The sequence below is a fragment of the Dysgonomonadaceae bacterium zrk40 genome, from assembly GCA_016916535.1.
In the GTDB taxonomy this organism is placed as follows: domain Bacteria; phylum Bacteroidota; class Bacteroidia; order Bacteroidales; family Dysgonomonadaceae; genus Proteiniphilum.
In genome coordinates, this window is record CP070277.1 from 104,066 (window position 1) to 127,024 (window position 22,959).

The following is a 22,959-nucleotide window of genomic DNA, read 5'->3' on the forward strand; positions in this document are numbered from 1 at the left end:
ATCTTGGATACGATCACCTATCTCGAAAACGGCGAAACCTTCACCGTCAGCTTTGCCGAACTACTGAACTATCACGGCACCACCTTTCCGGGCGGCGTGGCGCATGGCCTGAAAGTGATGCAACGCGCCTTTCCGCTGCTCGACGAGGGCCGCCCGATCGAGCGCCGCGAGGTGCGCATCGATACGGCGTTTCCCGGCCCCGGCGGCCGCGACGCCATCGAATTCGTCACGCGCGCCCTGACGGACGACCGCTACACGGTTGACCGGTCGCTCGGTTGGGATGGCATCGAGGAAAGCCCCAAGGGCAAATACTACTTCCGCTTCACCTATCGGGGTACCGTCGTTGAGGTGACGATCCGTCCCGGCCATGTCCGCCCCGAGTTTATCACGCTGGCTCGCAAGGAGGACAGGACAGCCGAAGACGAGATACAGCTTGCCGCGTTGAAGCGCGAAATGGGTGATCGTCTGGTGCCACTCTCTCCCGAGGATGTCTATGACGCCAAGGTCAGCCGTGCCTGAGCACTGTTCCACCGAGGGCGGGCGTCGTGAATGGATGGGGGTGCTTGCCCGCGCCCCTATCGACCTCTTGAGATCGGCCTTCGACGGCAGCCGGCAGCGCCATGCGGCGCGCCGGTTTGTCGGACCGGAGGTCGGCCTTCTTCAGTTGTGTGCGAAAGCGCCCGTGACGGGAACGCCCTTCCATCTCGGCGAGGCGACCATGACGCGCTGCATCGTGGAGATCGACGGTCGGCGCGGTTATGCCGTGGTGCTCGGCCGCGATCCGGAGCGGGCTGAACTCGCCGCCTTCTTCGACGCGCTGCTGCAGGATCCGCAGTCGCACGCCCTGCTCGCATTGGAGCTGCTGCAGCCGGCCGAAGACGCCATCATGGCGCGGCGATGCCGCAAGGCCGAGGAGGCGCAGAAGACGGCGGCGCATTTCTTCACCGCGACGAGACAAGGAAGTGCACCGTGAAAATCGAGATCGACCGGCGTGGCACGGATCGTATCCACGAGGACCAGCGCGTATTCCGTCGGCTTCTGGAAGCCTTCTCCTACCCCGGCAAAGTCGTGGTCCTTGCTGAAGGCAAGGCGGCGCACGCGGTCGTTCTGTCAACATTGGCCGACACTACGACACCGCTCTGGATCGACGAAAGCTTCGTGGATATTCGGGATCGCGCAATCGCGGCGCGGTGGCCGATGGTGGATAGAAAGTCCTGCACCTTTGCCCTCTGTCGTGGCGAGATGCTGGATCGGATCGATATCTTTCCGAAGGGAAGCCCGGCCGACCCGCATCTTTCCGCCACGGTCATTGCGGAGGTCACGGGCCTTTCGGGCGGTCCGGCGCTCAACCTTTCGGGGCCGGGAATCGGACCCGGGGGTCGGACCCTCGCCCCCCTTGGCCTGCCGGCGACGTTTCTCGCGCAATGGACGTGCAACAACGCTGCCTATCCGCTCGGCGTCGACCTCATCCTGACGGCGGGAGATTGGTGCGCCTGCCTTCCCCGTAGCGTGAGGCTGGAGATATCCGATGTACGTTCCCGTTAAGGGCGGCGAGGCCGCTATCGCTGCAAGTCTTGATGCGCTGGCGCGCAGGCGTCGGGGTGATCCCTCCGTGCCGGAACTCACGGTTGCCCAGATAGGTGAGCAGATGCGCGGTGCAGTGGACAGGGTTATGACCGAAGGTGCGCTTTACGATCGGGACCTCGCAGCCCTTGCGCTTAAACAGGCACAGGGCGACGTGGCAGAGGCGACGTTCCTGCTGCGCGCCCATCGTGCGACCTTGCGGCGTATGGGCCATAGCGCGCCTATCGACTTTTCGGCCATCCGTCACGACCGGCATATCTCAGCCGCGGTGAAGGAACTGCCGGGCGGCCAGATTCTGGGGGCGACCTACGACTATACCCACCGGCTGCTCGATTTCTCGCTCATGGAGGAGGCGGCTTTTTTTCCTCTTCCCGAGGAGGTTGCGAGCACTCCATGCGCGCCTCCCTCATCCCGCTGCCGCGATCGCCTTCCCGGGGAGAGTCAGGAGCGGGAGGAGGCGCCGGTCGACATCACGCGGGTGCCGCTGCGTCCTCCCTACGGTGCATCCGAAACGCTCGGCCATCTGGTGCGGGGCGAGGAAGGCTTCTTGACGGGCATTGCCTATACGCGCCTTCGCACCGCCGGCGCGTCCCATCCCTATGTCGAGGAGCTTTCCGCAGGGGAAGTCGAGGTTTTCGTCGAGTTGGAGGAGCTCGGCCTCACCGTCTCTGTTGGCGATATCGAGGTGACGGCCTGCCGCATGGTGGCCCCGGTACTCGACGGGCGGCAATCGCATCTGTCCCCGGGCTTCGGCGTTGCCTTCGGCGCCAACGAGCGCAAGGCCGTGGCGATGGCGACAGTCGATCAGGCGATGAAATCTGGGCTCGACCCGGACCTAGTGCTGACGCATGGCGACGGGGTCGAGGCGAGCGGCTACGTCTCGCATCTCAAGCTGCCGCACTACTCCGATTTCCAGGCCGATCTCGAAACGATCCGGAGGCTTGCCGACGATGACTGAGACCTTCGCCTATCTCGATGAAGACAGCAAACGCTCCGTCCGTCGTACCATTCTGAAGGCACTAGCCGTTCCCGGTTACCAGGTGCCCTTCATCGCGCCGGAAATGCCGATCGCCTATGGTTGGGGTGTTGGCGGCATGGTCGTGACCGCAAGCCTCATCGGTGCAGACGACCGTCTGAAAGTGACCGACCACGGCTCCGACGAGACCGTGAATGCCGTCAATATCCGCGCCTTCTTCACGCGCACCGCCTTCGTTGCCACCACGACCCGGACCCGTGAGGCAACGCTGATCCAGGTCCGCCAGCGCGTGCCCGAGGCGATGCTCGCAGAGGGACAGGTCGTCGTCTACCAGGTGCCGCGGCCGGACCCGCTGCGCGCCTTCGTCAATTCAGCCGGCGAGGCGGCCCGCATGCACGCGGCATCTGACTACGGTCGGGTCTATACGCGGCTCTTCGAGGAGAGGGCGGGAAGCGGAAGCGTCGCCCAGCCCGGCTATGACTATCCCGTCATGGTGGAAGGTCGCTATCTGATGTCACCTTCTCCTATCCCCAAGCGCGACAATGTCCGCCTCGACAATTCACCGGCCATCCAGATCTTCGGCGCGGCACGCGAACGCCGACTCTATGCGCTGCCACCCTATACGCGCGTGGAAAGCATCGCCTTCGAGGACGTTCCCTTTAACACCAGTCATCCCTCGGACGGACGGCAATGCGTGATATGCGGGTGCGCCACGAGCCATCTCGACCACCTTCTCCTCAAGGACGACGGAACGAGCGAATGGGTCTGCTCCGACACGGAATGCTGTGCCGAGCGTGCGGAGGAAGCCGCCAGTGCCTGACCTACCGCAGCCCCTCCTGACGCTTGACCACATCTCCTTCGGCGGGCGCATCGTGCGAGGTGCTTCGCTTTCGCTCTATCCAGGCGAGGTTCTTTGTCTCGTTGGAAAATCCGGCGCGGGAAAGTCGACAATGCTGCGCACGGCGGCCGGATGCCTGCCTCCGACGAAGGGTCAGGTCCTGCTCTCCGTCGATGACGGGACGCCGCTGTCTCTCTACGATCTGCCGGAGCAGGCCCTCGTCCCGCTCCGCCGCCGGCGGTTCGGCTTCGTCGCACAGGATGCCCGCGATACGCTCGACCTGGCCGCGAGCGCTGCCGCCAACATCGCCCAGACGCTCTTCGACAATGGCGAACGCCACTTCGGCCGGGCCTTGGAGGCTGCACGGCACTGGTTTGGGGCACTGGACCTTGATGAAGCGCGGATGCGGGACCTGCCAGGCGCCTTTTCCGGCGGCATGCAGCAGCGGCTGCAAATCGCTCGCGCGCTCGTGCACGAGCCGGACATCCTGCTCCTGGACGAACCAACGACGGGCCTCGACACGTCCGCCCAGGCGCGGCTCCTGAGGCTCTTGTCCGAACTCCAGCGCCGGACGGACGTGGCGATGCTGCTCGTGACCCACGACTTGCGCATAGCCCGACTCCTCGCGCACCGCGTCATCGTTCTGCACGAGGGGCGGATCGTCGAGGAAGCGCCGCCGGACCGATTGGTTGCCGATCCCTGCCATCCAGCAAGTCGCGATCTCGTCGCGTCGATGATTTGAGTGTTCGAATGACGATCCTGTGTGTCGAAGGCCTTGCGAAACGTTATGGCGACCGGACAATCGGCCCGGCGACCTTCACGCTGACGGCGGGCGAGGTGGGACTGGTCGTCGGCGGCTCGGGCTCGGGAAAATCGACGCTGCTGGACCTTATCTACGGTACTCGCGTGGCGAGCGCGGGCACGGCGATCCTGGATACCGGCGGGTGGCGGCGCGATCTTCTCACCCTTTCCGTGGTGGAACTGATCTCGATCAGGCGTTCGACCATTGGCTATTGCACGCAGTTTCTGACAGCTATTCCGGGCAAGTCCGGACTCGACCTTGCCCGAGAGATGGCCGCGCCCGGCACTTGCCTCACCGAAATAGAAGGGCTCTTTGAGCAGTTGGCGCTGCCGCCACATATCTGGGACCTGCCTGCCGTGACCTGGTCCGGTGGAGAGAAGCAACGTCTCAACATCGCGCTCGCCGCCTTGCGGCGACCGCGAATACTTCTACTCGATGAGCCCTTCGCCTCGCTCGATCGACCGCTGCACCCCATCATTTGGTCTTTTCTATCGGACTTGGCGAGAGCGGGCACCGCGTCGCTCATCGGCGTGCACCAAACCGAGGACGGCATCCCAACGGCAAGGACAGCGATCTCACTGGATCTAACAAAAGGGTAGCGTCCGCGCACGTGGTGTAATTCCGGAGGCTCATTGAGGCGGAAACGGCGGTGGAGAATGAGCTGCCGTATTCGTTGAGCGCAAGGTGGGCACCGGGCCTGTCGGAGAAGATGTCGCCCGCGACTTCGTCATGGCGCATCGTCCCACATCCATCATCCAGCGCACGGCAACAGTCGAGGAAGTAGCAAACCTAGAGTCTGTCAGGTTTACTTTGAGCCATATCCTGCATGTCTGATGTAGTTGGAACACTCCTGCGGGCTGAACGCCTTCAGGAGTTCACCTATTCGTCTCCATGTTGTTTCCACGGTTCTTTCGTCCGCCTTTCTGACGAGCGTCTTGAGCTTGGCGAACATCATCTCGATGGGATTGAGGTCTGGACTGTATGGCGGCAGGAAGAAGAGGTGCGCGCCGACATCACGGATCGCATCGCGGGCCGGCTTTCCTTTGTGACTTCCCAGATTGTCGAGGATGACGATATCGCCAGCCTTCAGCGTTGGCACCAGGCATTGCTGGACCCATGCTGTGAAGGCGATGCCATTGATGGGGCCATCAAGGGGCACCGTAAACTTAACACCCGATAGGCTCTGGTTTGCCCGGTTGCTCGACTTGTCGACTAAATCCGAGCGATTTCCGCCCATATGCTCATGGCTGAGGCGCGCAGTTCGCGATGGTGGCTGGTGGAAATGTCGTGGCGAGGGATGTGGAAGAGGTTGGCGATCGGATCGTGAATGGAAACGAAGCGTTGGAGATGTCGCTTTGACTTGAAGCGCTTCATGATCCGCTCTCGCCGTCGGACTGGCTGGTGGGAATTCTCCGCCCGATTGTTCAGGCCCTTATGCGAGCGGTGCTCGACGCCGTGCATGATTTTCTGCTTTGCGGCTGCATAGGAGCGAAGCTTGTCGGTGATCATCACGCGCGGCGATCGTCCCTGGCCTTTCAAAAGCTTGCGCATCAGGCGCTTGGCCGCCTTGGTGTCGCGGCGGCTTTGCACCAGGACCTCCAGGACGAAACCGTCCTGATCCACGGCGCGCCATAGCCAATGCTTCTTGCCCCGGATCGAGATAACGGCCTCATCTAGGTGCCACTTATCACCAAGCCGCCCGGATGACCGGCGACGGATCTCGTTGGCGAAGGTCCGGCCAAACTTCTCCGCCCACAGTCTGTCGGTCTGATGCGAGACAATGATGCCACGCGCCGCCAACAAATCCTCTACCATCCGCAGGCTCAGGGGAAAGCGGAAATAGAGCCACACCGCATGGGCGATGATTTCGGGTGGAAAACGATGGCGGCGGTAAAGAGGATCTCGGTCAGTCATGGCCGAGCATCCCACATTCAGGTCCAAGCTTCGTTAAGTTGACGATGCCTAACGCACTGGTATTGTTCCCCTTGAGCATTTAGATTTGCTCGTCTTCTGTATATGCTTGCTGGCACGGAGCATTTACAGGGAGAGGCGCCTGTCGCGATGGGGGAAACGGAGAACGCACTGAGAGTCAGCGATTTTCTGCTGGAACTTTACCATGACGCCTCGGAATGTACGCCCGACGTACTCCGCCTCCGCGTATTGAAAAACCTGCAGCGCTTCATTCCCTTCGATTTCGGGGTGTGGGGTGGCGGCTGGGCGGATGGCCGGCTGGTCACGGACCTGACCGTTCTCAACCAAAGCGAGGCGATATTGGGCGAGTGGGCATCTGTCGCCCGGGAGGACGCCTTCTGCGATCTGACACTCAATCGTCTGGGCGCGACGGCCCGCTTCGATGACGTTCCGGACTATCGCACAAGTCTGGCCTACAACGAGCATTGGCGACGCTTCGACGCTTCGCACATGATGGCCACCATCGTCGGTGAAAAAACCGACGGCTATGTCAGCTTCGTGGGACTTTGCGCGGATGACAGGCCGATGACTTTCTCCGACACCGAGCGCATGTTCAAGCAGTTGCTTATGCCGCACTTGTCCCAGGCGCTGCGCATGAACCGAGAACTGTGGACCGGCCGCGCCGCGATAGGCCATGAAGCTGTCGGGCTGATCGACGGGGAAGGTTGGGTGCTGTGCGTCCATGGGCCTTTCCATGATTTTACCGCAAACGAATGGGGTGCGCGTGTCGCACAGCTTCCCGCCCACGTTATGAGCGCGCTCAAGCGCGGCCGACGGTGGCGGGGACAAATGCTGGACATGCGTTTGTCTCCATTCGGCCGAAATTATTTCGTTCACCTGTCGATCCATCCGATCCTTTCGAGCTTGTCTCCGCGTGAACGCGAAGTCGCTCGATTGTTCGCATCCGGCATGACCACCAAGCAGGTCGCGCGTGCCCTGGGCACATCGCCCTCCACCGTTCGCAATCAGATTGTACACATCTACGAAAAGCTCGGTATTTCCAGTAAAGCGCAGCTCGCGACACTTGCTGGCGGGAAGTAACTGCCCGTGCTGCGCTGTCAATAGGGCAAATGCTCTATTCTCAATCGAGCCTGGACTCGGTATACCTTGGGTAGCCTGCCAGATGAGAGCGGGCGTAACCGGAGGGTGCATGTGGGATTTTAGTGTTGGCAGGGCGATGGGTCTGATGATGCAGACCCTGCCTTTCGTCGTGCTCAGGATGGCGGTCTATTTCGGGATCACGCTGGCCTATATTCTTGTGACCGGCGCTGGCGCGGGAATCGGATTTGGCGTTGGTGCTTTGGGCGATGCCGGTTTTCAGGCCGGTTCGACCTTCTGGGGCGGCCTGATCGGCTTCGGTATTGTCGGAGCCGTCATGTACTGGGCGCGCGAATACATCCTCTACATCGTCAAGGCGGGGCATATTGCCGTGCTGGTCGAGTTGATGGACGGCAAGCCAATGCCCGCGGGGCGCTCGCAGGTCGGGCATGGCAGAGTCGTCGTGACGGAGCGGTTCGCGCAGGCCAGCGTGCTATTCGCCGTCGACCAGCTCATCAAAGGCGTGTTGCGGGCGATCACGGGGCTGGTCCGGGGTATTCTGACCATATTGCCGATACCCGGCGCCCGGCAATTGACCGGCATCCTGCATGCCTTCCTGAGGGTAGCGGTCGGGTTCATCGACGAGGTGATCCTGGCCTACGCCATCAGAACCGGCTCGACCAATCCGTGCGGTTCGGCCAAGGACGCGCTGGTGCTCTATGGGCAGAACTACAAGGTGATGCTCAAGAACGCCGCCTGGCTGGCCATCATCGTTTATCTCCTGAGCTTTGTCGTTTTTCTGGTGATGCTCGCGCCCGCGGCGCTGATCGTCTACCTGATGCCGGGCGCATGGTCGGCTGGCGGGTTCGTGTTCGCGCTTTTGTTCGCCTGGGCCGTCAAGGCCGCAGTTTTGGAACCCTTCGCCATCACCTGCCTGATGCAGGTCTATTTCAAGTCCATCGAAGGCCAGCGGCCCGATCCCGAATGGGATGCGCGGCTCGAGCAGATGTCGGGCAAGTTCCGCGAGCTCAAGGCGCGTGCCTTCGGCGAGCGGGCACGGCCAGATGCCAGCGCCGAACTTGCCTGATGGGAAACAATACGAGGAAGTTGATCATGAGACCCTTTGCCGTCTTGTTGCTGACGCTCGCCGCGGCCTGCACGCCGTCCATCGCGGTCGCCGAGGATGTGATGGTCGTTTATGATGGCTCAGGTTCGATGTGGGGGCAGATCGACGGCGTCTCCAAGGTCGAGATCGCGCGCGATGTCATGAGTGACCTCATCGCGACCTGGCCCGAAGGGGCCAATGTGGGGCTCATGGCCTATGGGCACCGGCGCGAAGCAGACTGCTCCGACATCGAGACCCTGATTGTACCGTCCCCGCCGGACCAGCCGGCCTTCATTTCGGCAGTCAACGAGGTGACACCGCGCGGGCGCACGCCGCTCACCGAATCGGTTCGTCAGGCCGCCGAACTTCTTTCGTATCGCGACACGCAGGCTACCGTGATCCTGATTTCGGATGGACTGGAAACCTGCCAGGCCGATCCTTGTGCGCTGTCGGCGGAACTGGCGCAGCAAGGCGTCAACTTCACCGCCCATGTGGTCGGCTTTGATCTGACCGAAGAAGAACATGCCGGCCTTGCCTGTATTGCGGAAAACACGGGCGGGGTGTTTGTGCCCGCACAAGATGCCGATGAGCTGCGTGATGCGCTGGCTCATGTGCAAAATGTGGTGGACCTTCAGCCGCTCTCCCCGCCCGAGCCCGTGACGGAGCCTGAACCCGAACCGGAACAGCAGGCCGATGCCGAGATCGAGCTTGAAGTGCCCGCTACAGTGCTCACCGGTGCCAGCTTCACCGTTTCGTGGTCGTCTGCGATCGATCCGCAGGATTATGTCACCATCGTTCCCGTTGGGGCGGATGACACCACCTATGGTGACTACCAGCGCGTACGGGACGAAACAGAAGCGAGCCTCATCGCTCCAGCAGATCCGGGCCTTTACGAGGTGCGCTATCTCCTGGACGAGGGCACACGTGTGCTGGGCTCCGCCCCGGTGGAGGTGGTCGAGGCCGAAGTCACCATATCTGCACCCGATGAGGTCACGACGGGAGCCAGATTCACTGTTTCCTGGTCATCCTCGGTCCATCGGCAGGACTACGTCACCATCGTTCCTGCTGGCGCCGATGACGGGAGCTATACCAATTACCAGCGCGTGCGTGACGACACGGAAAACAGTCTGACCGCCCCGGCCGAACCCGGTCTCTACGAGGTCCGTTATGTGCTGGACGAGGGATCGAGGACCCTGGCTTCAAGGCCTGTGGAGGTCGTCGCGGCGGAGGTTGCCCTGGACGCTCCGGACATGGCGCGTGCACAATCACCGCTGCGCATCAGCTGGTCTATGGCTATTCACCCCCAGGACTATATCACCATCGTCTCGGCCGGAGCCGATGAGGGCACTTATCAGGACTATATCCGCGTCAGGACTGACCTAGAGGGTGACATGAACGCACCTGCCGAGCCCGGCCTTTACGAGATCAGATATGTTCTGCAAGAAGGCGACCGCACGGTTTCCAGCCGCATGCTGGAAGTCGTCGGGGCTGACGCTCCGCTCGATGACGGTGTGGGTCTGGTCGTTCCTGTCCAGGCCCGCCCCAGCGAGACCATCACCGTTTCCTGGTCCGGTGGTGCCGACAGCGCCGACCAGCGTGTTTCGCTCGCCCGGGCCGATCAGGCCGATTTCAGTTGGATCGAAGCCCATCGTATCGGCGAGGAAACCACACTCGAATTGTCCATGCCGGACGAACCGGGCCGCTATGAGGTCCGGTATCTCGATATCAGCGGGCAGGCCGTTCTCGGCCGCGCCATCGTGGAGGTGGAATAACCATGCCTGGGGGTAGACAATCTCGCGGACTTGCTATGGCGACCGTTGCCATGGCGCTTTGCTTCTTTGCTTCAGTTGCTCACGCCCAGATCGACGGCCACGGTCCCGACGCGTGGCGGGTCATAGACGTTGGGGCCAACGATGTGCTCAATGCTCGCATGGGACCCGGCACCAACTATCCCGTTATCGAAACCTTCGCGCATGACGAGCGGGGCCTGCAGCAGATCACCTGCGTTCCGTTTTACACAATGGCGCATTTTTCGGTGATGACCAACGCGGAGATCGACTCCCTTCCGCCGAGTTGGTGCCTGATGCGTTCAGCCGATTTGAGCAAGGCAGGCTGGGTGGCGCAACGCTACCTGATCGCCGATTTCGATGATGACGTCCTTTTCGGGAATGGCGGAGCGTATGATGAACCTGAGGAGGTGGTGGATGTCGAAAAGATCCTTCCCGCCCCCACGACCGGTCCTCACGCGTGGTCAAGCGACGAACTGATCGAACACGCGCGTGGGCTCGTTGCGGCGCTTTATGCCTATGATGACCCTGCTCGGGGGGTGAGCCATCGCGATCCGGCGGCGCCCGATGTATTTTTCTCCACCGAATTCAGGGAGGCGCTGCGATCCCGCCCGCCCGGCGCGGACCTGCTCATTGGCGCGCAGGATTTCCAGGGCAGGGTTTCCGAGCCGGTGCCTGACCCTGGTCAGCCCATGTTTCGGGGCATGATCACGATCAATGTCGAGGTCGAGAATTTCGGCCAGACGCACACGGCCGTCTTCCGCCTGCGCGGAGACACCACCCGGCCCGACGCGCCGCTGCGCATTTTCCGCATCGAACACGACGGCTGGTCGTACCCGTAAGTGCATAAAAGGACTTCTTCAATGAAACTGGATCAAGCGCCGATCCTGGCTGCATTCGGACTCACCCTGTGCCTGGCGCAACCTGCGCTGGCTCAAATCGCAAGAACGCCGGTCGGCGCGGTCAATGCCACCATCGATGGCACACCCTATGCAGGCGAAACGCTCGACGTTCCATCCGAGGGAACAACGACGGCCGAATTCCGATCCTTTGGCCCGGTAACGTCTCTCTCCATCCAGGCGCACGATCCTCAAGCTGAAAGCATCATGCGCAACGTTCTGTCTGTCGAGGTCTCGCTGATGGGCAGTGACGCGTCGGCCTCCATCATGGATGTGTCCGTTTCCTGGTGGCCGGACGGGATGAGCGAGCCCTTCTATCTCAGTGAGGATAGCGGAACGGCCCCCGAGATCGTCTTTGATGCGATTTCTCTGGAAGACGGGGCTGCCGCCGCTCAGGGCAGTTTTTCGGCTGTCGTCTGCCGCAGGGATGGGATGTTTGCGGACGCCGACACAAGCGACTGCCTGCCCATTGAGGGCACTTTCGATACCGCATTGCGCAAGGCCGATTGAGGCGGGAATTTTCGGGCGCCCCGGTATCGGCGCTCTGGAAGAGGGGGAAAGCATGGTAGGCTATCGGACGGCGATGCCGTGGTTGATGCGGTGCGCGCTCATTTGTGCGCTCGTCCTGCCGGCCCTCGCATTCGTCCCGCAGGCCAGAGCGCGGACCGTCGATCCAAACGCGCCCTATGAGGACGCCTATGACGTGCTGACCCGCGGCCAGCTTGTGGGGACGTGGCAGGGCACGATCAGCGGAAGTTCGGTGTCGCAGGCCGACGGGCAAATGGCAGGCCAGGCGGTGTTCGTGCGGCGTGGTTATGAGGGCCGCAACGATTTCGGTATTGTGCTGCATGACCATCGTCATCGCGACGGGGTGGACTACTCCGAGATTCACATCGGCTCTATCCCCTGCGGCCCGGAGGGCAGGGTAGTTCGGGCAGTCCACGGTCTTGAGCTTCAGAACGCGCCAGCCGGGGCGTATGCATCGACTCACTTTGACAATCGTCTGGCCGATACGGGCCGCGACGATTTTCTCGTGTTTCCCGTCTACGGCCCCGAACTGGACAATCCGGCCAGCCTCCAGACGCGCTGGAGCGATGACGGCTTTACCCTGAGGCTGTCGGGTCCGTTCATGTCGATCGTCGCGCCCGTACGGAACGGCACAGTTGATTATGAACGCCAAGATGAAGGATGGATCGAGACAACCTCTTGAGGCTCCACATCTAGGCGGTGTGGACGGATTGCCGCAGTTTGAAGAAATGAGATTTCCCTGCTGAGCTTTGTCTGATTCATGGGATGTCGACTGATTGGAGGTCGGCATGAGCACGAAGATGACAGAAGACGACTGGGATGTCGCGCTTGAGGTTTTCCGGGCGTCACTGCCCCGCAGGGGCGACAAAGGCCGGGATGACCGACTTTTTCTGGAGGCCCTGCATTATTTCGCGGTTCACAATATCACTTGGCGCGCCCTGCCGGAGCGCTTCGGCAAATGGAATAGCGTCTGGAAACGGTTCGACCGACTGAGCAAGGGCGGCACCTTCGATCTCTTCTTCGAACATCTGGCCTCTCTGTCCTCCACGGCCAGTCTGGTTCAGATGTTTGATTCCACAATCCTCCGCGCTCATGTTTTCGGCTGCTGGCGCAAAGGGGGGCAGAAAGGTCAGGCGCTCGGCCGGTCACGCGGCGGTTTCACGACCAAGATCCATCTGAAGACGGATTTCGACGGCCTGCCAATCGCATTCGATCTGACCGGCGGAGAAAAAGGCGATGCTCCGCATTTCCGGATCCTGTTGGACCTCGGTCCCGACGTAACACCCCGCGCGGTTGTCGCGGATAAGGGGTATGCCAGCAAGGCTAACCGAAACGCAGCCCGTTCTCGCGGTGCCATTCCGGTGATCCCGCATAAAGCCAACGAGAAAGGCAAACCTGCCCGCTTTGCCAAGGCCATCTACCGAGGTCGCGCCCGCATCGAGCAGGCTGTGGGAAAGCTCAAGCGCTTCAAACGGGTGGCTCTGCGCTGTGAGAAAACCAAACGCAACTTCTCAGCCATCGTGTCAATCGCTACAGCGTTCAACCTCATAAAATCCGTCCACACTGCCTAGGAATTCGTTAGCGGCTTCATTCTGCTGATGCCATCAAAGCACAGTAAAACTCACGACGTTTTTTGGCAGAAGGTTCTTATTCCACCACAGCCACGATCATGATGCCCCTTGAGCCTCTTCCGTTTCGATGGACGGGATCTCGGTCCGCTCTTCCTCAGGCGCGCCACATAGCAAATCGACGGCGCGGTCGGCCGCGTCCTGGAACGGCTCCAGCACCATGTCCGCGCCGGAGGCGAAGAGTTCCTCGGTGTCCTTGGGGTGATGAGACGCGACGGCCACGCGCCCGCGGAAACCAGAAGTGCGCGTGAGCTGGATCAGCGTCGTGCGCGTGTCCTCGTGGCTGAGGCCGGTCGGGTGAATCGGCACGGTTGAGACGATCCATTCCGCCCGCGACAGAGGAAGCTCGGCCACGAACTCCGGGTCAGTGGCATCGCCGAACTCGGTCTCGAGCCCAAGTTCCCGCCAGCGCCGGACCGCGAGCGGGTTGAAATCCACCCCAAGCACCCGAATACCCCGCTTCTTCAGGCGCATCCCAATGGCAGTGCCGAAACGCCCCAGTCCGAAGACGATCACCTTGAAGCCGTCCTCGCGGTGCGCCCCGGCTTCCGACGGCTCGCGCGGTGTGCCCTGGCGCTCGAAGAAGCCGAGCAGCGGCTCAAAGACGGCGTAGAGCTGGTGCGAATAGGTGATCATGTAGGTCGAGGCCGCAATGGTCACGAGACCGACCATGGTGACGAGCCCGAGCGCGTCTTCCTGCACATGGCCGAGCGACACGCCCATAGCGACGAAGATCAGGGAAAACTCGCTGATCTGCGCCACGGTCAGACCTGCGAGGAAGCCCGTACGCTTGCGGTAGCCCATCGCCCCCATGATCGTGAGCACGATGAGCGGGTTGCCGATAAGCACGAAGAGCGAAAAGACAATGGCCCCGCTGACATGCGCACCAAGAAGCGAAAGATCGAGCGCAGAGCCGAGCGCGATGAAGAAGAACAGCAGCAGGAAGTCCCGCAGCGGCGCGAGGCGCGCTGCGATGGTCTCCCGGTAGGGCGTCGAGGCAAGCGCGACGCCGGCCAGCAGGCCGCCCACCTCCTTGCCGAGACCCACGATGTCGCCCACCGCTGCGAACATCGCGGCCATGGCGATGGCGAAGATCACCAGAAGTTCGGGTGCCCGGGCCAGCCGCTCGGTCAGCGGATTGGCGACGTAGCGCACGAAGAGCACCACCAGCGCCACCATCGCGACGCCTGAGGCCAGCACTAGTGAGACAGACCCGCCGCCATGCCCGCCGTCACCTGCCGCACCGATGCCGATGGTCGAGAGCACGATCATTGCCAGCACGACAACGAGGTCCTGCACGATGAGAAAACCAAGCGCGATCTGGCCGTGCAGGCTGTCGATCTCGCGCTTGTCCGACAAGAGCTTCACGATGATGATGGTCGAGGAGAAGGTGAGTGCCACGGCGATATAAAGGCTGGTGATATGACCAAGTCCAAGCGCGAGCCCGATCAGGTAGCCGAAGATCGACGTGAACGCGACCTGGCCGAGGCCGGTCAGAAGCGAGACCGCCCCCAGGGAGCGAATAAGCTTCACGTCGAGCTTGATGCCGACGAGGAACAGCAGCACCGCGATCCCGAGTTCCGAAAGAAGGCTGATCTGCTCGTCGGACCGCACCAGGTCCAGCGCCGAGGGCCCCGCGATCAGGCCAACGGCGATGAAGCTGACGATAAGCGGCTGGCGCAAAATAATCCCCAAGAACCCGATCACCGCCGCCAGCACGAGCAGTGCAGCAATCTCCGCAAACGGCGACTGAACAATAACTTCCATCAATTCTTCTGTTCCTTCGTGTTCTTTGCTTCGGTCAAGTCCGGGGCAGTATTCGCGTCCCCATTTGGCCTGGCAGCGGGCCGCGTCGCGTGACCTTCGATAAAGGCATCAAGGTCATCCCCGCCGATTCGCCATCCCTTACCGATATCGATCGCCCGAAGCTCGCCGTCCTTGATCCAGCGTCTGACCGTGGCCTCGTTGACCTTCAGAAGATCTGCAATCTCCTTGACGGTCTGATATTGCTCGCGTGGCATGTTGAACGCCTTTTCACCGGGTTTGGCTTAATATAGCGTAGTATAGAACAGATGATTTGATTCAGACAGAGCTTGATGCGTCGCAGCGTGTCGCTCGCAAATGAGAGGCCACGGCCCGGGACCGGAAACGATGAAGACAATCATGGTGGCGACGGACTTTTCGGAACGGTCGGATCGGGCGCTGCGGCGTGCCACCCTCCTGGCCCGTCAATTCGAATCCGCCATCCTGCTCGTTCATGTGGTCGACGACGATCAGCCGCGCCGGATCGTGGACGCTGAGCGCGACGAGGCCACGACGCTTCTTCGCCAGATGGCCGCCACACTGAGCGACGTGGACGGTGTGACCACCGAGACGCGGGTCATACTCGCGTCCCCATTTGTCGGCATCGCCCAAGCCGTGAAGGACGTGACGCCCGACCTTCTCGTCATCGGCCCGCATCGACGCCAGGTGCTCAGGGACGTGTTCGTCGGCACAACGGCGGAGAGGACGATCCGGTCGGTGGATTGCCCGGTCCTGATCGTGAATGCCACGCCCGTCGGACATTATCGCCATGTGCTGCAGACAACCGACCTGTCCGACAGCTCCCGCGACGCGTTGCTGCGATTCCAAGAGCTGGGGCTTGCCGACCAATCCCGGACGTCGTTGCTCCATATCTTTGATGCTCCTGCGCTCCGTCTTGTCTTCAGTCATTCGATTCCGAAGGACGATCAGAAGCACTACCTCGAGGAAGAACAGCGCGATGCTTCCCTCAATCTTGTTCGCTTCCTCTCCTCGGCAGGTCTGGGCCATCCGAGACAGATCGTGCGCTACGAGGCGACGCCAGCGCCGCACGAAATCCTGAAAGCGGCCGGAGAAGAGCAGGCGGACCTGATCGTGATGTCGACGCATGGCCGAAGCGGACTGGCCAAGATGCTCATCGGCAGCGTAACGGAGCAGGTGCTCAGGACGGCACAGATCGACGTCCTAGCCATTCCCCCGCAACGCGGGGAATGAGGCACGCGTCAACTCTTGCGACGCCGAGTGCGGGTCGTGGGTCAGTCTTCGAGTGCCAACCAGATTTGCCGTGCGACCGTCCGCGGTCCGCGGAGCGCCTCCTGCAAGGTCATGAGGCGTTGTTCGAGGGGCGGCGAAACGCCGCCTTTATCGGGGCTGTGAGCCTCGAAGAGAACCCTACGTTCCCCGTCCACCTCCACAAGGGACCACTTCTCATGCCGCGATGCGCCGCCTTCACCGCGCGACCGTTCGTGCAGCGTCCTGATGCGGGTCAACGAGCGGTGAGGCGCGTGGAACTGTCTTCCGCCGCCGCCTGTCATGTGCCGAGTAGCGGATTGCCAAAGATCGCCGCGAGCAGGTTACCGACCTGGATCCCCAGCAGATGCAGGAAGATCGCCTCCACGAACGCCATCGACCAAACCCGTCTGGCGAACATGCCATCATAGTAGGACCAGACGAGGGCAACAATGTAGGATACGCCGTTGAGCTTGAGGTTGGCTTCAGGATCCTTGCCGAGAAGCAGATAGAGTGCGGTTCCAAGCAGAACGCTACGCCAAAGCAGCGCGCCGGTGGCACGCAGCGTGTCCGCGCTGATCCCCATTCTCTGCAGTCGCTCTACGAGCCCGCCCAAAAACCTCGTGTTGTTCATGTCACATTCCTATCACAGTAGAACGTCGGATGCCACGCCGAAGGCTCAGGAGGGCATCGTCAACTTAACGAAGCTTGGACCTGAATGTGGGATGCTCGGCCATGACTGACCGAGATCCTCTTTACCGCCGCCATCGTTTTCCACCCGAAATCATCGCCCATGCGGTGTGGCTCTATTTCCGCTTTCCCCTGAGCCTGCGGATGGTAGAGGATTTGTTGGCGGCGCGTGGCATCATTGTCTCGCATCAGACCGACAGACTGTGGGCGGAGAAGTTTGGCCGGACCTTCGCCAACGAGATCCGTCGCCGGTCATCCGGGCGGCTTGGTGATAAGTGGCACCTAGATGAGGCCGTTATCTCGATCCGGGGCAAGAAGCATTGGCTATGGCGCGCCGTGGATCAGGACGGTTTCGTCCTGGAGGTCCTGGTGCAAAGCCGCCGCGACACCAAGGCGGCCAAGCGCCTGATGCGCAAGCTTTTGAAAGGCCAGGGACGATCGCCGCGCGTGATGATCACCGACAAGCTTCGCTCCTATGCAGCCGCAAAGCAGAAAATCATGCACGGCGTCGAGCACCGCTCGCATAAGGGCCTGAACAATCGGGCGGAGAATTCCCACCAGCCAGTCCGACGGCGAGAGCGGATCATGAAGCGCTTCAAGTCAAAGCGACATCTCCAACGCTTCGTTTCCATTCACGATCCGATCGCCAACCTCTTCCACATCCCTCGCCACGACATTTCCACCAGCCACCATCGCGAACTGCGCGCCTCAGCCATGAGCATATGGGCGGAAATCGCTCGGATTTAGTCGACAAGTCGAGCAACCGGGCAAACCAGAGCCTATCGGGTGTTAAGTTTACGGTGCCAGACGGAGACATCCCCCAGGAGCATTGACCTAGCAGCCGCAAGTAAGGGCGCAGCCCCATCCATCATGCGGTTCTCGGCTGAGTGCCTTTAAGCGGGAGGCGTCTCGAAATGGCCTTGTTTCACGAAGCCTGTCGGGGATTCACATTGGCATGCCCTTTTGTGTGGTCCGGTTTCAATCTTAGCCTTTGACGGGTCAGGACCCTGCCTCCGCGACGTTGCGGCCACCGTGTGGGGGGCATGTAGCGGGCAACCTCGCCACCGCCCCACGGAGAACCCGGCCAGCGCCCGCATTCAGCCTTGGGCGGCCAGCCCCCGGCGCTGGTCTACTGGCAGAGAAATGATATCAACCAACCCGATCAGCAGGTGCAACGAGTAGCTTAATTTACGCCAGATCCTGTCCAAGAGATGGGGAGTAGCTCAGCCCCTCATCGTCGCAGGCGTCCTCTTTGTACTGGTCAGCGCATTCTGGAAGGAATGGCGCAAAGGCCGCAGCAAGGGCAGCAGTTTGATTTAGAAAAAGGCCGGCGACATCCGGGTCGCCGGCCAGTCCAACAGGGAAGAGGTCGGTCATGAACAACAACCGCCCCGTTCAGACATGGCCAGAGGCCGCGTCGTGTCAACCAGAAGATAAGATATGCCGCTCACGCCGTTGACAGTGGCCTCTTATCTCCCTTAGGCAGACTGTCTGCTTGCGATGGCGTCGCGAAGCACTTTCATCATTCAGTCCTGCACGCCCGGATCTTGAGCCGTAGCAAAGCTACGGCGAAGGAGTTCGAGATGTCTGTTATCGTTCAGGCGCCGCTGCGCCAGTCCTACCCCCCTCTGCTCGGCATGATCACCATGTCACTTGCAATGCTTCTTCTACCGGCAGGGGATGCCATCACAAAATCCCTGACGAGCGCTCTGCCACCGTCACAGATTGCGGCGGTCCGAGCCCTTGTGCAGGCTGGCTTTCTAGCTGGGGCTTTTATGCTGATGCGTCATCGCCTCTCAGGGCGTCCTTTCTCGATATGGTCGTTTCTCTCAGGCCAATGTGTTTCGGTTATCAGCCTGAGCCTGATTACAGCCTTCAAAACCATGCCCATTGCGACGGCTATCGCAATTTTTTTCGTTGAGCCGTTGCTCTTAACACTTCTCGCAGGATTTCTGCTCGGAGAAAAACCCGGACCGCATCGCTATGCTGCGATCGGAATCGGGATGTTAGGTGTTCTTCTGATCCTGCGACCAAATTTTGCAACCTTTGGTCTAACAGTTTTTCTGCCAGTCGCTGCCGCAGTCGCTTATGCGCTGAACATGATCATCACACGTAGGGCGACGCGAACTGCCTCCGCACTGACGTTCCAACTCGGGTCCGCTGCTTATGCTTGCATCACGCTGGTGTTGCTCATGCTGATGACCTCGGATCTACATAAGATGCTCAGCCGCCTAAACCCGCAGATTGCGTTGAGTCTCGCCGGGGCTGGCGTTCTGGCAGCGGCTATCGATTTGCACTCCAAACTGAGACTCGGTCAGTTTATACCAAAACGTTACACTTCAATTGAGACTCAAGCCCGAAAAGTCTCAATTGAAGTGTAACGTTTTGTCGGCTAGGCGAATGCCGCTTCTTTTTCCAAGGAAGGCTTCCAGGATTCAATGTTTTCATCGGTGATCCGCTCTGTGCCATCCTGAATGGCTTCAATTGCGAGTTCGTTGAGTATCCCAAACACACGTGCCGTTATGCCGTCGCCGAGACGGGAGAGGTGTCGCAGACTTTGGCTCGATAAGGCGGACGGAAGTTGGAGCGGTAGACTGCGCAGAATTGCGGTGACCAGTTCCTGAAACTCCTCATTTGCATTCCATCTAGGCAGCACAAACTGATCCAGGCGCCGTGCCAGTTGAGTGTCGCCGGCAATCGCGTCGCGGGCTTCGGACACACCAAGGCAGACGAGCGAGGCTTTGGTCTCGTTACTGAGATATCGCAACAGTTGGAGGATCACACGCTGTTCTCTCGGGGTTCCCGCAAGCAGGTTGTGAACCTCATCGAATACCAGAACGCGAACGTTATTGCTTTTCAGGAGGAGAACGGTCCTTATCTCAAGTTCCATGAGCGTCAGGCGTTCGTTGATGCTCGCTCCCATGGCCATCAGCAATTGCCCATATATTCGGCGTTCCGTAGGTCGTGACGTCAGTGTGATTGCCAGCACTGGCATACTCTCAACACCGGTGCTGTGATTAATAACTGGTGGGTGATCACGTTTGAACTTTTCCACCAGCATAGTTTTGCCCATGCCGCTATGGCCATAAATTGCAAGCCCCGGCGGACGCGTTGATGGTGGATGGTCGCAAAGTCCATCAAGATGCCGCAACACACGACGGGCGCGATCAAAACCGACCCAACGATCAGATCGAATGGCACGAATCCGTGTTTCGTTTGGTGCGTTGGCAAGTGCTGCGGCGCCGGGCGCTAAATGCGTGAATTCAATCATCAATCCCAAAATTCCGTGTCGTCGCCTGAAGCAGTTGGTTTGGTCATATCTATGGTCGTGACATGGCCGCTTTCCTTTTGGTCCTGTTTAACAGGTCTTCGCGCGGTACTCCGGCGCGCTTTAGCGCTTGAGGATGCGGCAATGTCCTCAATCTGTCGCTGTTTTGCGATCGCTGCAAAAATAACGTCTTCCTGTAACTCACGCCGTCCCTGGTCTCGCAGCCTTTTCTTGGCGTGTTTCCATTCCCACCATGAGACCGGCGGATAGGCGAGATTTCGATACCGCGCCTCTACAAACCGGCCGTCCGACTGGCGAACGAATATCCGGGAAAGGTCTCGTGGATCATATTTGATCTCAAGCTCTGCACCCCGGCCGACATCCCGTGATAGGGCGTCCGACCAGTAGCGAATCTTCTCCAGGTGAATGCCGTCCTTCAGCAGGCGCCTCCGGTCGCCTGGCAGGAAGCTGGTCCAGAACGCCATTCGGTCCGGCGGCAAGTCGAAATCGACTTCACCTTGCCGTTCGCGCCATAGGGCCAGGGGAGGGCGCAACAGTGAGGCGTGAATACGTTGATGGTATTTCCCAACGATTTCCAGTGCGATCCACTTTTCCAGTTCGCGTAATGTAAAGGTCGCACGGTCCTCGGAATCGTAATCACCCCTGATTTTCACATTGCTGAACGTTGTCCCTGGCAGCAGATGAACAGCTCCCATCATCGTTCCGATCAGCCGCTCGATGTGTCCACCGAAGCGCGGTGTCGCTGGCGGTCTAAACTGCAGTTTGATGCCATATTCCTTGCAAGCGTCGGCGAGCGCGCGCGATCTGAATTCGGCGCCATTGTCGCAATGGAGAACCGTGGGTAGTCCGGCGACGGGCCAGGGAATATCAATGCCCCTCTCGTCCAGCCATGCCGTTTTGTCGTAAACCGCGTGCAGGAGGCAAAGGCCAACAGACGTTCTGGACGGGGCTTCCAATGACAAATGGAAACCGGCGACCATTCTGGTGCAAACATCAATAGCAATTGTCAGCACTGGCCGTCCGATGGGCTGACGATACTGTTCATCGACAACGATGACATCGACGATTGTGTGGTCGATCTGCCAAAGAGCGTTCGGCTTGGCAACAGATAACTGGCCAGGACTTGGCGTTGATGCAGCTTCGATCTCTCGTTCCCCGCGCTTGCGGGCCGCGGAAATCGGGATCAGTTCCGAAACTCTCCGTTGCACTGTTCTACGGGCCGGAGCAGACAGGCCCTCTGCAAGGCAGACTTCCCGGATTCGTCGTAATAGTGCAGCAAAGCTCGGCCTTTCCTTCTTGAGCCATAAGTCATCCACTTGTTCGGCAATAACCCGCTCCGTTCTCGGGTCCAGACGGGTCACGCCTTCCTGCGTCCCGCGTTTTTTGGGTTTGAGGCTTGAGGTGCGCTGCGTTTTTCTAAACCGCGCAACGAGCCGAAATAACGTCGAGCGCGGAATACCATATTCTTCACGTGCCTCTGCGACCACCTCAGCATTTACCGTTCCACCGCTACGGCGCAAAAGATCTCGCAGGAATTCTTGTGGACCGTCGTCCCCAGTGTCCTGGCCGATTTTGGGGTCTTCGAGGGGTGAAATCATACACCGACATTACGGTCGATCGACCGGTCGATCAATCCCAATTTGAGTGTAACAAAAGCCCCCTGGAGTCTCGTTTGAAGTGAAAGGCGTTACACTTCAGTCTCACGCAAATCCTTGAAAACGCTCAAGGCGCGAGTCCCGGTTTCAAAGGCAAATCGACATGTCCCGGTCGAGATCCTGTCTGCCGGGCCAGGAGCTTACCAAGCGAGTGCCATTCTTCCCATGGCTGGGATCTGGGAGGTTCGAATTCGATTCGCTGATGAGTTCGGACAGATCGAACTTCGATGGTAGGACCCCTGCCTTGGGGGCGCCAATGCGCCCCCAATGCTCTTCGTCACAAAATCGATTTTACCGGTTCGCCTTCGGGTGACAGGACGACAAGGGCGTTTTGATCCGTCACGGCCACGAACCCTTCCTCGATGGACGTCAGATGCAACAGGTAAGTGTCGCCAAAGCCATCGGCGACAACAGAAAAGGCGAGGTCGTTCTCGCTCGCCGTGACTATCCCGACGCCAAGGATGAAGGCGACGACACCGGTCTCGTCTACGTGAATCGAAGAAACCGGGGCGCTGCTCTCATAGCTCCTAATCCACGTCCGGCCTGCATCTTCACTCTTGAAAAGTCCCGTGTTGGTGGCCGCGAATAGAGCGTTTGGCGCGATCGCGGAGGCAGCTAGATCGATAATGCCGTCGGGCAGAAGCCCGACTTCGTCCCAGCTGCGCCCACCGTCGTCGCTCTTCTGAAGGCTTGCGCCGTGGTGAACGCCGTAAAGTACGTCTGGATCAGCTTGGCTAACGGTCATTTGGTGGAAGTCGACGGGGCCGCCGACACCCTCGGCAACTTTCGTCCAGTTCTCACCACCATCCGTACTCATGATCACACCGAGATTGCCACCTGTAATCGGATGGCCACTTGCCCAAAACCTTCCAGCATCGGCAGGGTGGTGCGAGAAGCCCATGAAGTCGTCGCGGCTGTCTCCCAGCAGATGTGCTGTCTCCTGATCGAGATTGACAGCCCATAAGCCGTGGTGCGTCGCCATCAGGATACGGCTCGAATTCAGCTCAGGTGCCAGGCCGTGAACGTGGGTCTGCTTAAGGACTTCGCTCAGCGGGCGGGCTTCCTGGCTCAGTGCGATGTGTGGCGAAACCAGCAACGCGGCGACCAATGCGACCGAAGCAGTCTTGAAAAATGACATG

General features: G+C 60.3%; 25 protein-coding genes and 1 pseudogene. 17 read left to right on the top strand and 9 right to left on the bottom strand.

What is annotated here, in order from left to right:
• The first annotated feature begins 3 nt into the window (after positions 1-3).
• From JS578_13285 to JS578_13315, 7 genes are read left to right on the top strand one after another with little or no spacing between them, the layout of a single operon-like run.
• Positions 4-519, top strand: coding sequence for a hypothetical protein (locus tag JS578_13285; GenBank protein ID QRX65042.1), 516 nt, complete (start codon positions 4-6; stop codon positions 517-519).
• Between the two features lie 34 nt (positions 520-553).
• Positions 554-973 (top strand): phosphonate C-P lyase system protein PhnG, encoded by a 420-nt coding sequence (gene phnG / locus JS578_13290; protein ID QRX65043.1) that lies wholly within the window; start codon positions 554-556, stop codon positions 971-973.
• The gene (gene phnH, locus JS578_13295; GenBank protein ID QRX65044.1) at positions 970-1,545 is read left to right on the top strand and encodes a phosphonate C-P lyase system protein PhnH; all 576 of its coding nucleotides are present in this window, start codon (positions 970-972) and stop codon (positions 1,543-1,545) included. The genes phnG and phnH overlap by 4 nt, the downstream gene beginning before the upstream one ends.
• Positions 1,529-2,542, top strand: a complete 1,014-nt coding sequence (locus tag JS578_13300) for a carbon-phosphorus lyase complex subunit PhnI (GenBank protein ID QRX65045.1) — start codon at positions 1,529-1,531, stop codon at positions 2,540-2,542. Before phnH ends, JS578_13300 begins: the two co-directional genes overlap by 17 nt.
• Positions 2,535-3,380: an alpha-D-ribose 1-methylphosphonate 5-phosphate C-P-lyase PhnJ gene (locus tag JS578_13305; GenBank protein ID QRX65046.1), complete on the top strand. Its 846-nt coding sequence runs from the start codon at positions 2,535-2,537 to the stop codon at positions 3,378-3,380. The genes JS578_13300 and JS578_13305 overlap by 8 nt, the downstream gene beginning before the upstream one ends.
• Positions 3,373-4,140, top strand: a complete 768-nt coding sequence (locus tag JS578_13310) for an ATP-binding cassette domain-containing protein (protein ID QRX65047.1) — start codon at positions 3,373-3,375, stop codon at positions 4,138-4,140. The genes JS578_13305 and JS578_13310 overlap by 8 nt, the downstream gene beginning before the upstream one ends.
• A gap of 8 nt (positions 4,141-4,148) precedes the next feature.
• The gene (locus tag JS578_13315) at positions 4,149-4,799 is read left to right on the top strand and encodes an ATP-binding cassette domain-containing protein (GenBank protein QRX65048.1); all 651 of its coding nucleotides are present in this window, start codon (positions 4,149-4,151) and stop codon (positions 4,797-4,799) included.
• A gap of 206 nt (positions 4,800-5,005) precedes the next feature.
• Here the strand turns inward: JS578_13315 and JS578_13320 are convergent.
• Positions 5,006-5,353: pseudogene (locus JS578_13320) on the bottom strand (transposase).
• A 59-nt stretch (positions 5,354-5,412) separates the two neighbouring features.
• Entirely contained in the window at positions 5,413-6,114 is a 702-nt protein-coding gene (locus JS578_13325) for an IS6 family transposase (GenBank protein QRX65177.1), read from the bottom strand.
• A 147-nt stretch (positions 6,115-6,261) separates the two neighbouring features.
• Here JS578_13325 and JS578_13330 point away from each other — a divergent pair, with 147 nt between their 5' ends.
• From JS578_13330 to JS578_13360, 7 genes are all read left to right on the top strand, one after another.
• Positions 6,262-7,212 (top strand): helix-turn-helix domain-containing protein, encoded by a 951-nt coding sequence (locus JS578_13330; protein ID QRX65178.1) that lies wholly within the window; start codon positions 6,262-6,264, stop codon positions 7,210-7,212.
• 109 nt (positions 7,213-7,321) lie between these two features.
• On the top strand, positions 7,322-8,296 hold the full coding sequence (locus JS578_13335; GenBank protein ID QRX65049.1) for a hypothetical protein: 975 nt from the start codon (positions 7,322-7,324) through the stop codon (positions 8,294-8,296).
• A gap of 26 nt (positions 8,297-8,322) precedes the next feature.
• Positions 8,323-10,086 carry a VWA domain-containing protein gene (locus tag JS578_13340; GenBank protein ID QRX65050.1) on the top strand — a complete coding sequence of 588 codons (1,764 nt, stop codon included), beginning with the start codon at positions 8,323-8,325 and terminating at the stop codon, positions 10,084-10,086.
• Between the two features lie 35 nt (positions 10,087-10,121).
• The gene (locus tag JS578_13345; protein QRX65051.1) at positions 10,122-10,943 is read left to right on the top strand and encodes a hypothetical protein; all 822 of its coding nucleotides are present in this window, start codon (positions 10,122-10,124) and stop codon (positions 10,941-10,943) included.
• A 21-nt stretch (positions 10,944-10,964) separates the two neighbouring features.
• Positions 10,965-11,510, top strand: a complete 546-nt coding sequence (locus JS578_13350; GenBank protein QRX65052.1) for a hypothetical protein — start codon at positions 10,965-10,967, stop codon at positions 11,508-11,510.
• 73 nt (positions 11,511-11,583) lie between these two features.
• Positions 11,584-12,210, top strand: coding sequence for a hypothetical protein (locus tag JS578_13355; GenBank protein QRX65053.1), 627 nt, complete (start codon positions 11,584-11,586; stop codon positions 12,208-12,210).
• Between the two features lie 118 nt (positions 12,211-12,328).
• Complete coding sequence (locus JS578_13360) at positions 12,329-13,099, top strand: IS5 family transposase (protein QRX65054.1); 771 nt, start codon at positions 12,329-12,331, stop codon at positions 13,097-13,099.
• 96 nt (positions 13,100-13,195) lie between these two features.
• Here JS578_13360 and JS578_13365 read toward each other — a convergent pair whose 3' ends face one another.
• Positions 13,196-14,926 carry a cation:proton antiporter gene (locus JS578_13365; protein ID QRX65055.1) on the bottom strand — a complete coding sequence of 577 codons (1,731 nt, stop codon included), beginning with the start codon at positions 14,924-14,926 and terminating at the stop codon, positions 13,196-13,198.
• Positions 14,923-15,177: a helix-turn-helix domain-containing protein gene (locus JS578_13370; protein QRX65056.1), complete on the bottom strand. Its 255-nt coding sequence runs from the start codon at positions 15,175-15,177 to the stop codon at positions 14,923-14,925. Before JS578_13370 ends, JS578_13365 begins: the two co-directional genes overlap by 4 nt.
• A 130-nt stretch (positions 15,178-15,307) precedes the next feature.
• Here JS578_13370 and JS578_13375 point away from each other — a divergent pair, with 130 nt between their 5' ends.
• On the top strand, positions 15,308-16,171 hold the full coding sequence (locus JS578_13375) for a universal stress protein (protein ID QRX65057.1): 864 nt from the start codon (positions 15,308-15,310) through the stop codon (positions 16,169-16,171).
• Positions 16,172-16,487: 316 nt separating this feature from the next.
• On the opposite strand, the gene JS578_13380 is transcribed toward JS578_13375, so the two are convergent.
• Positions 16,488-16,820 carry a hypothetical protein gene (locus tag JS578_13380; GenBank protein QRX65058.1) on the bottom strand — a complete coding sequence of 111 codons (333 nt, stop codon included), beginning with the start codon at positions 16,818-16,820 and terminating at the stop codon, positions 16,488-16,490.
• 101 nt (positions 16,821-16,921) lie between these two features.
• On the opposite strand from JS578_13380, the gene JS578_13385 reads away from it, so the two are divergent.
• Positions 16,922-17,623 carry an IS6 family transposase gene (locus JS578_13385; protein QRX65179.1) on the top strand — a complete coding sequence of 234 codons (702 nt, stop codon included), beginning with the start codon at positions 16,922-16,924 and terminating at the stop codon, positions 17,621-17,623.
• A gap of 441 nt (positions 17,624-18,064) precedes the next feature.
• Here JS578_13385 and JS578_13390 read toward each other — a convergent pair whose 3' ends face one another.
• Positions 18,065-18,253: a hypothetical protein gene (locus JS578_13390; protein QRX65059.1), complete on the bottom strand. Its 189-nt coding sequence runs from the start codon at positions 18,251-18,253 to the stop codon at positions 18,065-18,067.
• 206 nt (positions 18,254-18,459) lie between these two features.
• Here JS578_13390 and JS578_13395 point away from each other — a divergent pair, with 206 nt between their 5' ends.
• Positions 18,460-19,257: an EamA family transporter gene (locus tag JS578_13395; GenBank protein ID QRX65060.1), complete on the top strand. Its 798-nt coding sequence runs from the start codon at positions 18,460-18,462 to the stop codon at positions 19,255-19,257.
• A gap of 11 nt (positions 19,258-19,268) precedes the next feature.
• Here the strand turns inward: JS578_13395 and JS578_13400 are convergent, their stop codons facing one another.
• The 3 genes from JS578_13400 to JS578_13410 all read right to left on the bottom strand — a co-directional run bounded on the left by JS578_13400 (position 19,269) and on the right by JS578_13410 (position 22,958).
• Positions 19,269-20,150 carry a TniB family NTP-binding protein gene (locus tag JS578_13400; protein ID QRX65061.1) on the bottom strand — a complete coding sequence of 294 codons (882 nt, stop codon included), beginning with the start codon at positions 20,148-20,150 and terminating at the stop codon, positions 19,269-19,271.
• A complete protein-coding gene (locus JS578_13405; protein ID QRX65062.1) occupies positions 20,147-21,763 on the bottom strand; it encodes a DDE-type integrase/transposase/recombinase in 1,617 nt (538 codons plus the stop codon). The genes JS578_13400 and JS578_13405 overlap by 4 nt, the downstream gene beginning before the upstream one ends.
• 334 nt (positions 21,764-22,097) lie before the next feature.
• Positions 22,098-22,958 carry an exo-alpha-sialidase gene (locus JS578_13410; protein ID QRX65180.1) on the bottom strand — a complete coding sequence of 287 codons (861 nt, stop codon included), beginning with the start codon at positions 22,956-22,958 and terminating at the stop codon, positions 22,098-22,100.
• Position 22,959: the final 1 nt, after the last annotated feature.

Coding starts and splice junctions, on each gene's coding strand:
- phnG (QRX65043.1), top strand. CDS start 554: ATGGGGGTGCTTGCCCGCGCCCCTATCGACCTCTTGAGATCGGCCTTC.
- JS578_13315 (QRX65048.1), top strand. CDS start 4,149: ATGACGATCCTGTGTGTCGAAGGCCTTGCGAAACGTTATGGCGACCGG.
- JS578_13345 (QRX65051.1), top strand. CDS start 10,122: ATGGCGACCGTTGCCATGGCGCTTTGCTTCTTTGCTTCAGTTGCTCAC.
- JS578_13300 (QRX65045.1), top strand. CDS start 1,529: ATGTACGTTCCCGTTAAGGGCGGCGAGGCCGCTATCGCTGCAAGTCTT.
- JS578_13340 (QRX65050.1), top strand. CDS start 8,323: ATGAGACCCTTTGCCGTCTTGTTGCTGACGCTCGCCGCGGCCTGCACG.
- JS578_13390 (QRX65059.1), bottom strand. CDS start 18,253: ATGACCGACCTCTTCCCTGTTGGACTGGCCGGCGACCCGGATGTCGCC.
- JS578_13410 (QRX65180.1), bottom strand. CDS start 22,958: ATGTCATTTTTCAAGACTGCTTCGGTCGCATTGGTCGCCGCGTTGCTG.
- JS578_13305 (QRX65046.1), top strand. CDS start 2,535: ATGACTGAGACCTTCGCCTATCTCGATGAAGACAGCAAACGCTCCGTC.
- JS578_13360 (QRX65054.1), top strand. CDS start 12,329: ATGACAGAAGACGACTGGGATGTCGCGCTTGAGGTTTTCCGGGCGTCA.
- JS578_13325 (QRX65177.1), bottom strand. CDS start 6,114: ATGACTGACCGAGATCCTCTTTACCGCCGCCATCGTTTTCCACCCGAA.
- JS578_13355 (QRX65053.1), top strand. CDS start 11,584: ATGCCGTGGTTGATGCGGTGCGCGCTCATTTGTGCGCTCGTCCTGCCG.
- JS578_13335 (QRX65049.1), top strand. CDS start 7,322: ATGTGGGATTTTAGTGTTGGCAGGGCGATGGGTCTGATGATGCAGACC.
- JS578_13395 (QRX65060.1), top strand. CDS start 18,460: ATGTCTGTTATCGTTCAGGCGCCGCTGCGCCAGTCCTACCCCCCTCTG.
- JS578_13375 (QRX65057.1), top strand. CDS start 15,308: ATGAAGACAATCATGGTGGCGACGGACTTTTCGGAACGGTCGGATCGG.
- JS578_13380 (QRX65058.1), bottom strand. CDS start 16,820: ATGAACAACACGAGGTTTTTGGGCGGGCTCGTAGAGCGACTGCAGAGA.
- JS578_13330 (QRX65178.1), top strand. CDS start 6,262: ATGGGGGAAACGGAGAACGCACTGAGAGTCAGCGATTTTCTGCTGGAA.
- JS578_13370 (QRX65056.1), bottom strand. CDS start 15,177: ATGCCACGCGAGCAATATCAGACCGTCAAGGAGATTGCAGATCTTCTG.
- JS578_13350 (QRX65052.1), top strand. CDS start 10,965: ATGAAACTGGATCAAGCGCCGATCCTGGCTGCATTCGGACTCACCCTG.
- JS578_13405 (QRX65062.1), bottom strand. CDS start 21,763: ATGATTTCACCCCTCGAAGACCCCAAAATCGGCCAGGACACTGGGGAC.
- JS578_13385 (QRX65179.1), top strand. CDS start 16,922: ATGACTGACCGAGATCCTCTTTACCGCCGCCATCGTTTTCCACCCGAA.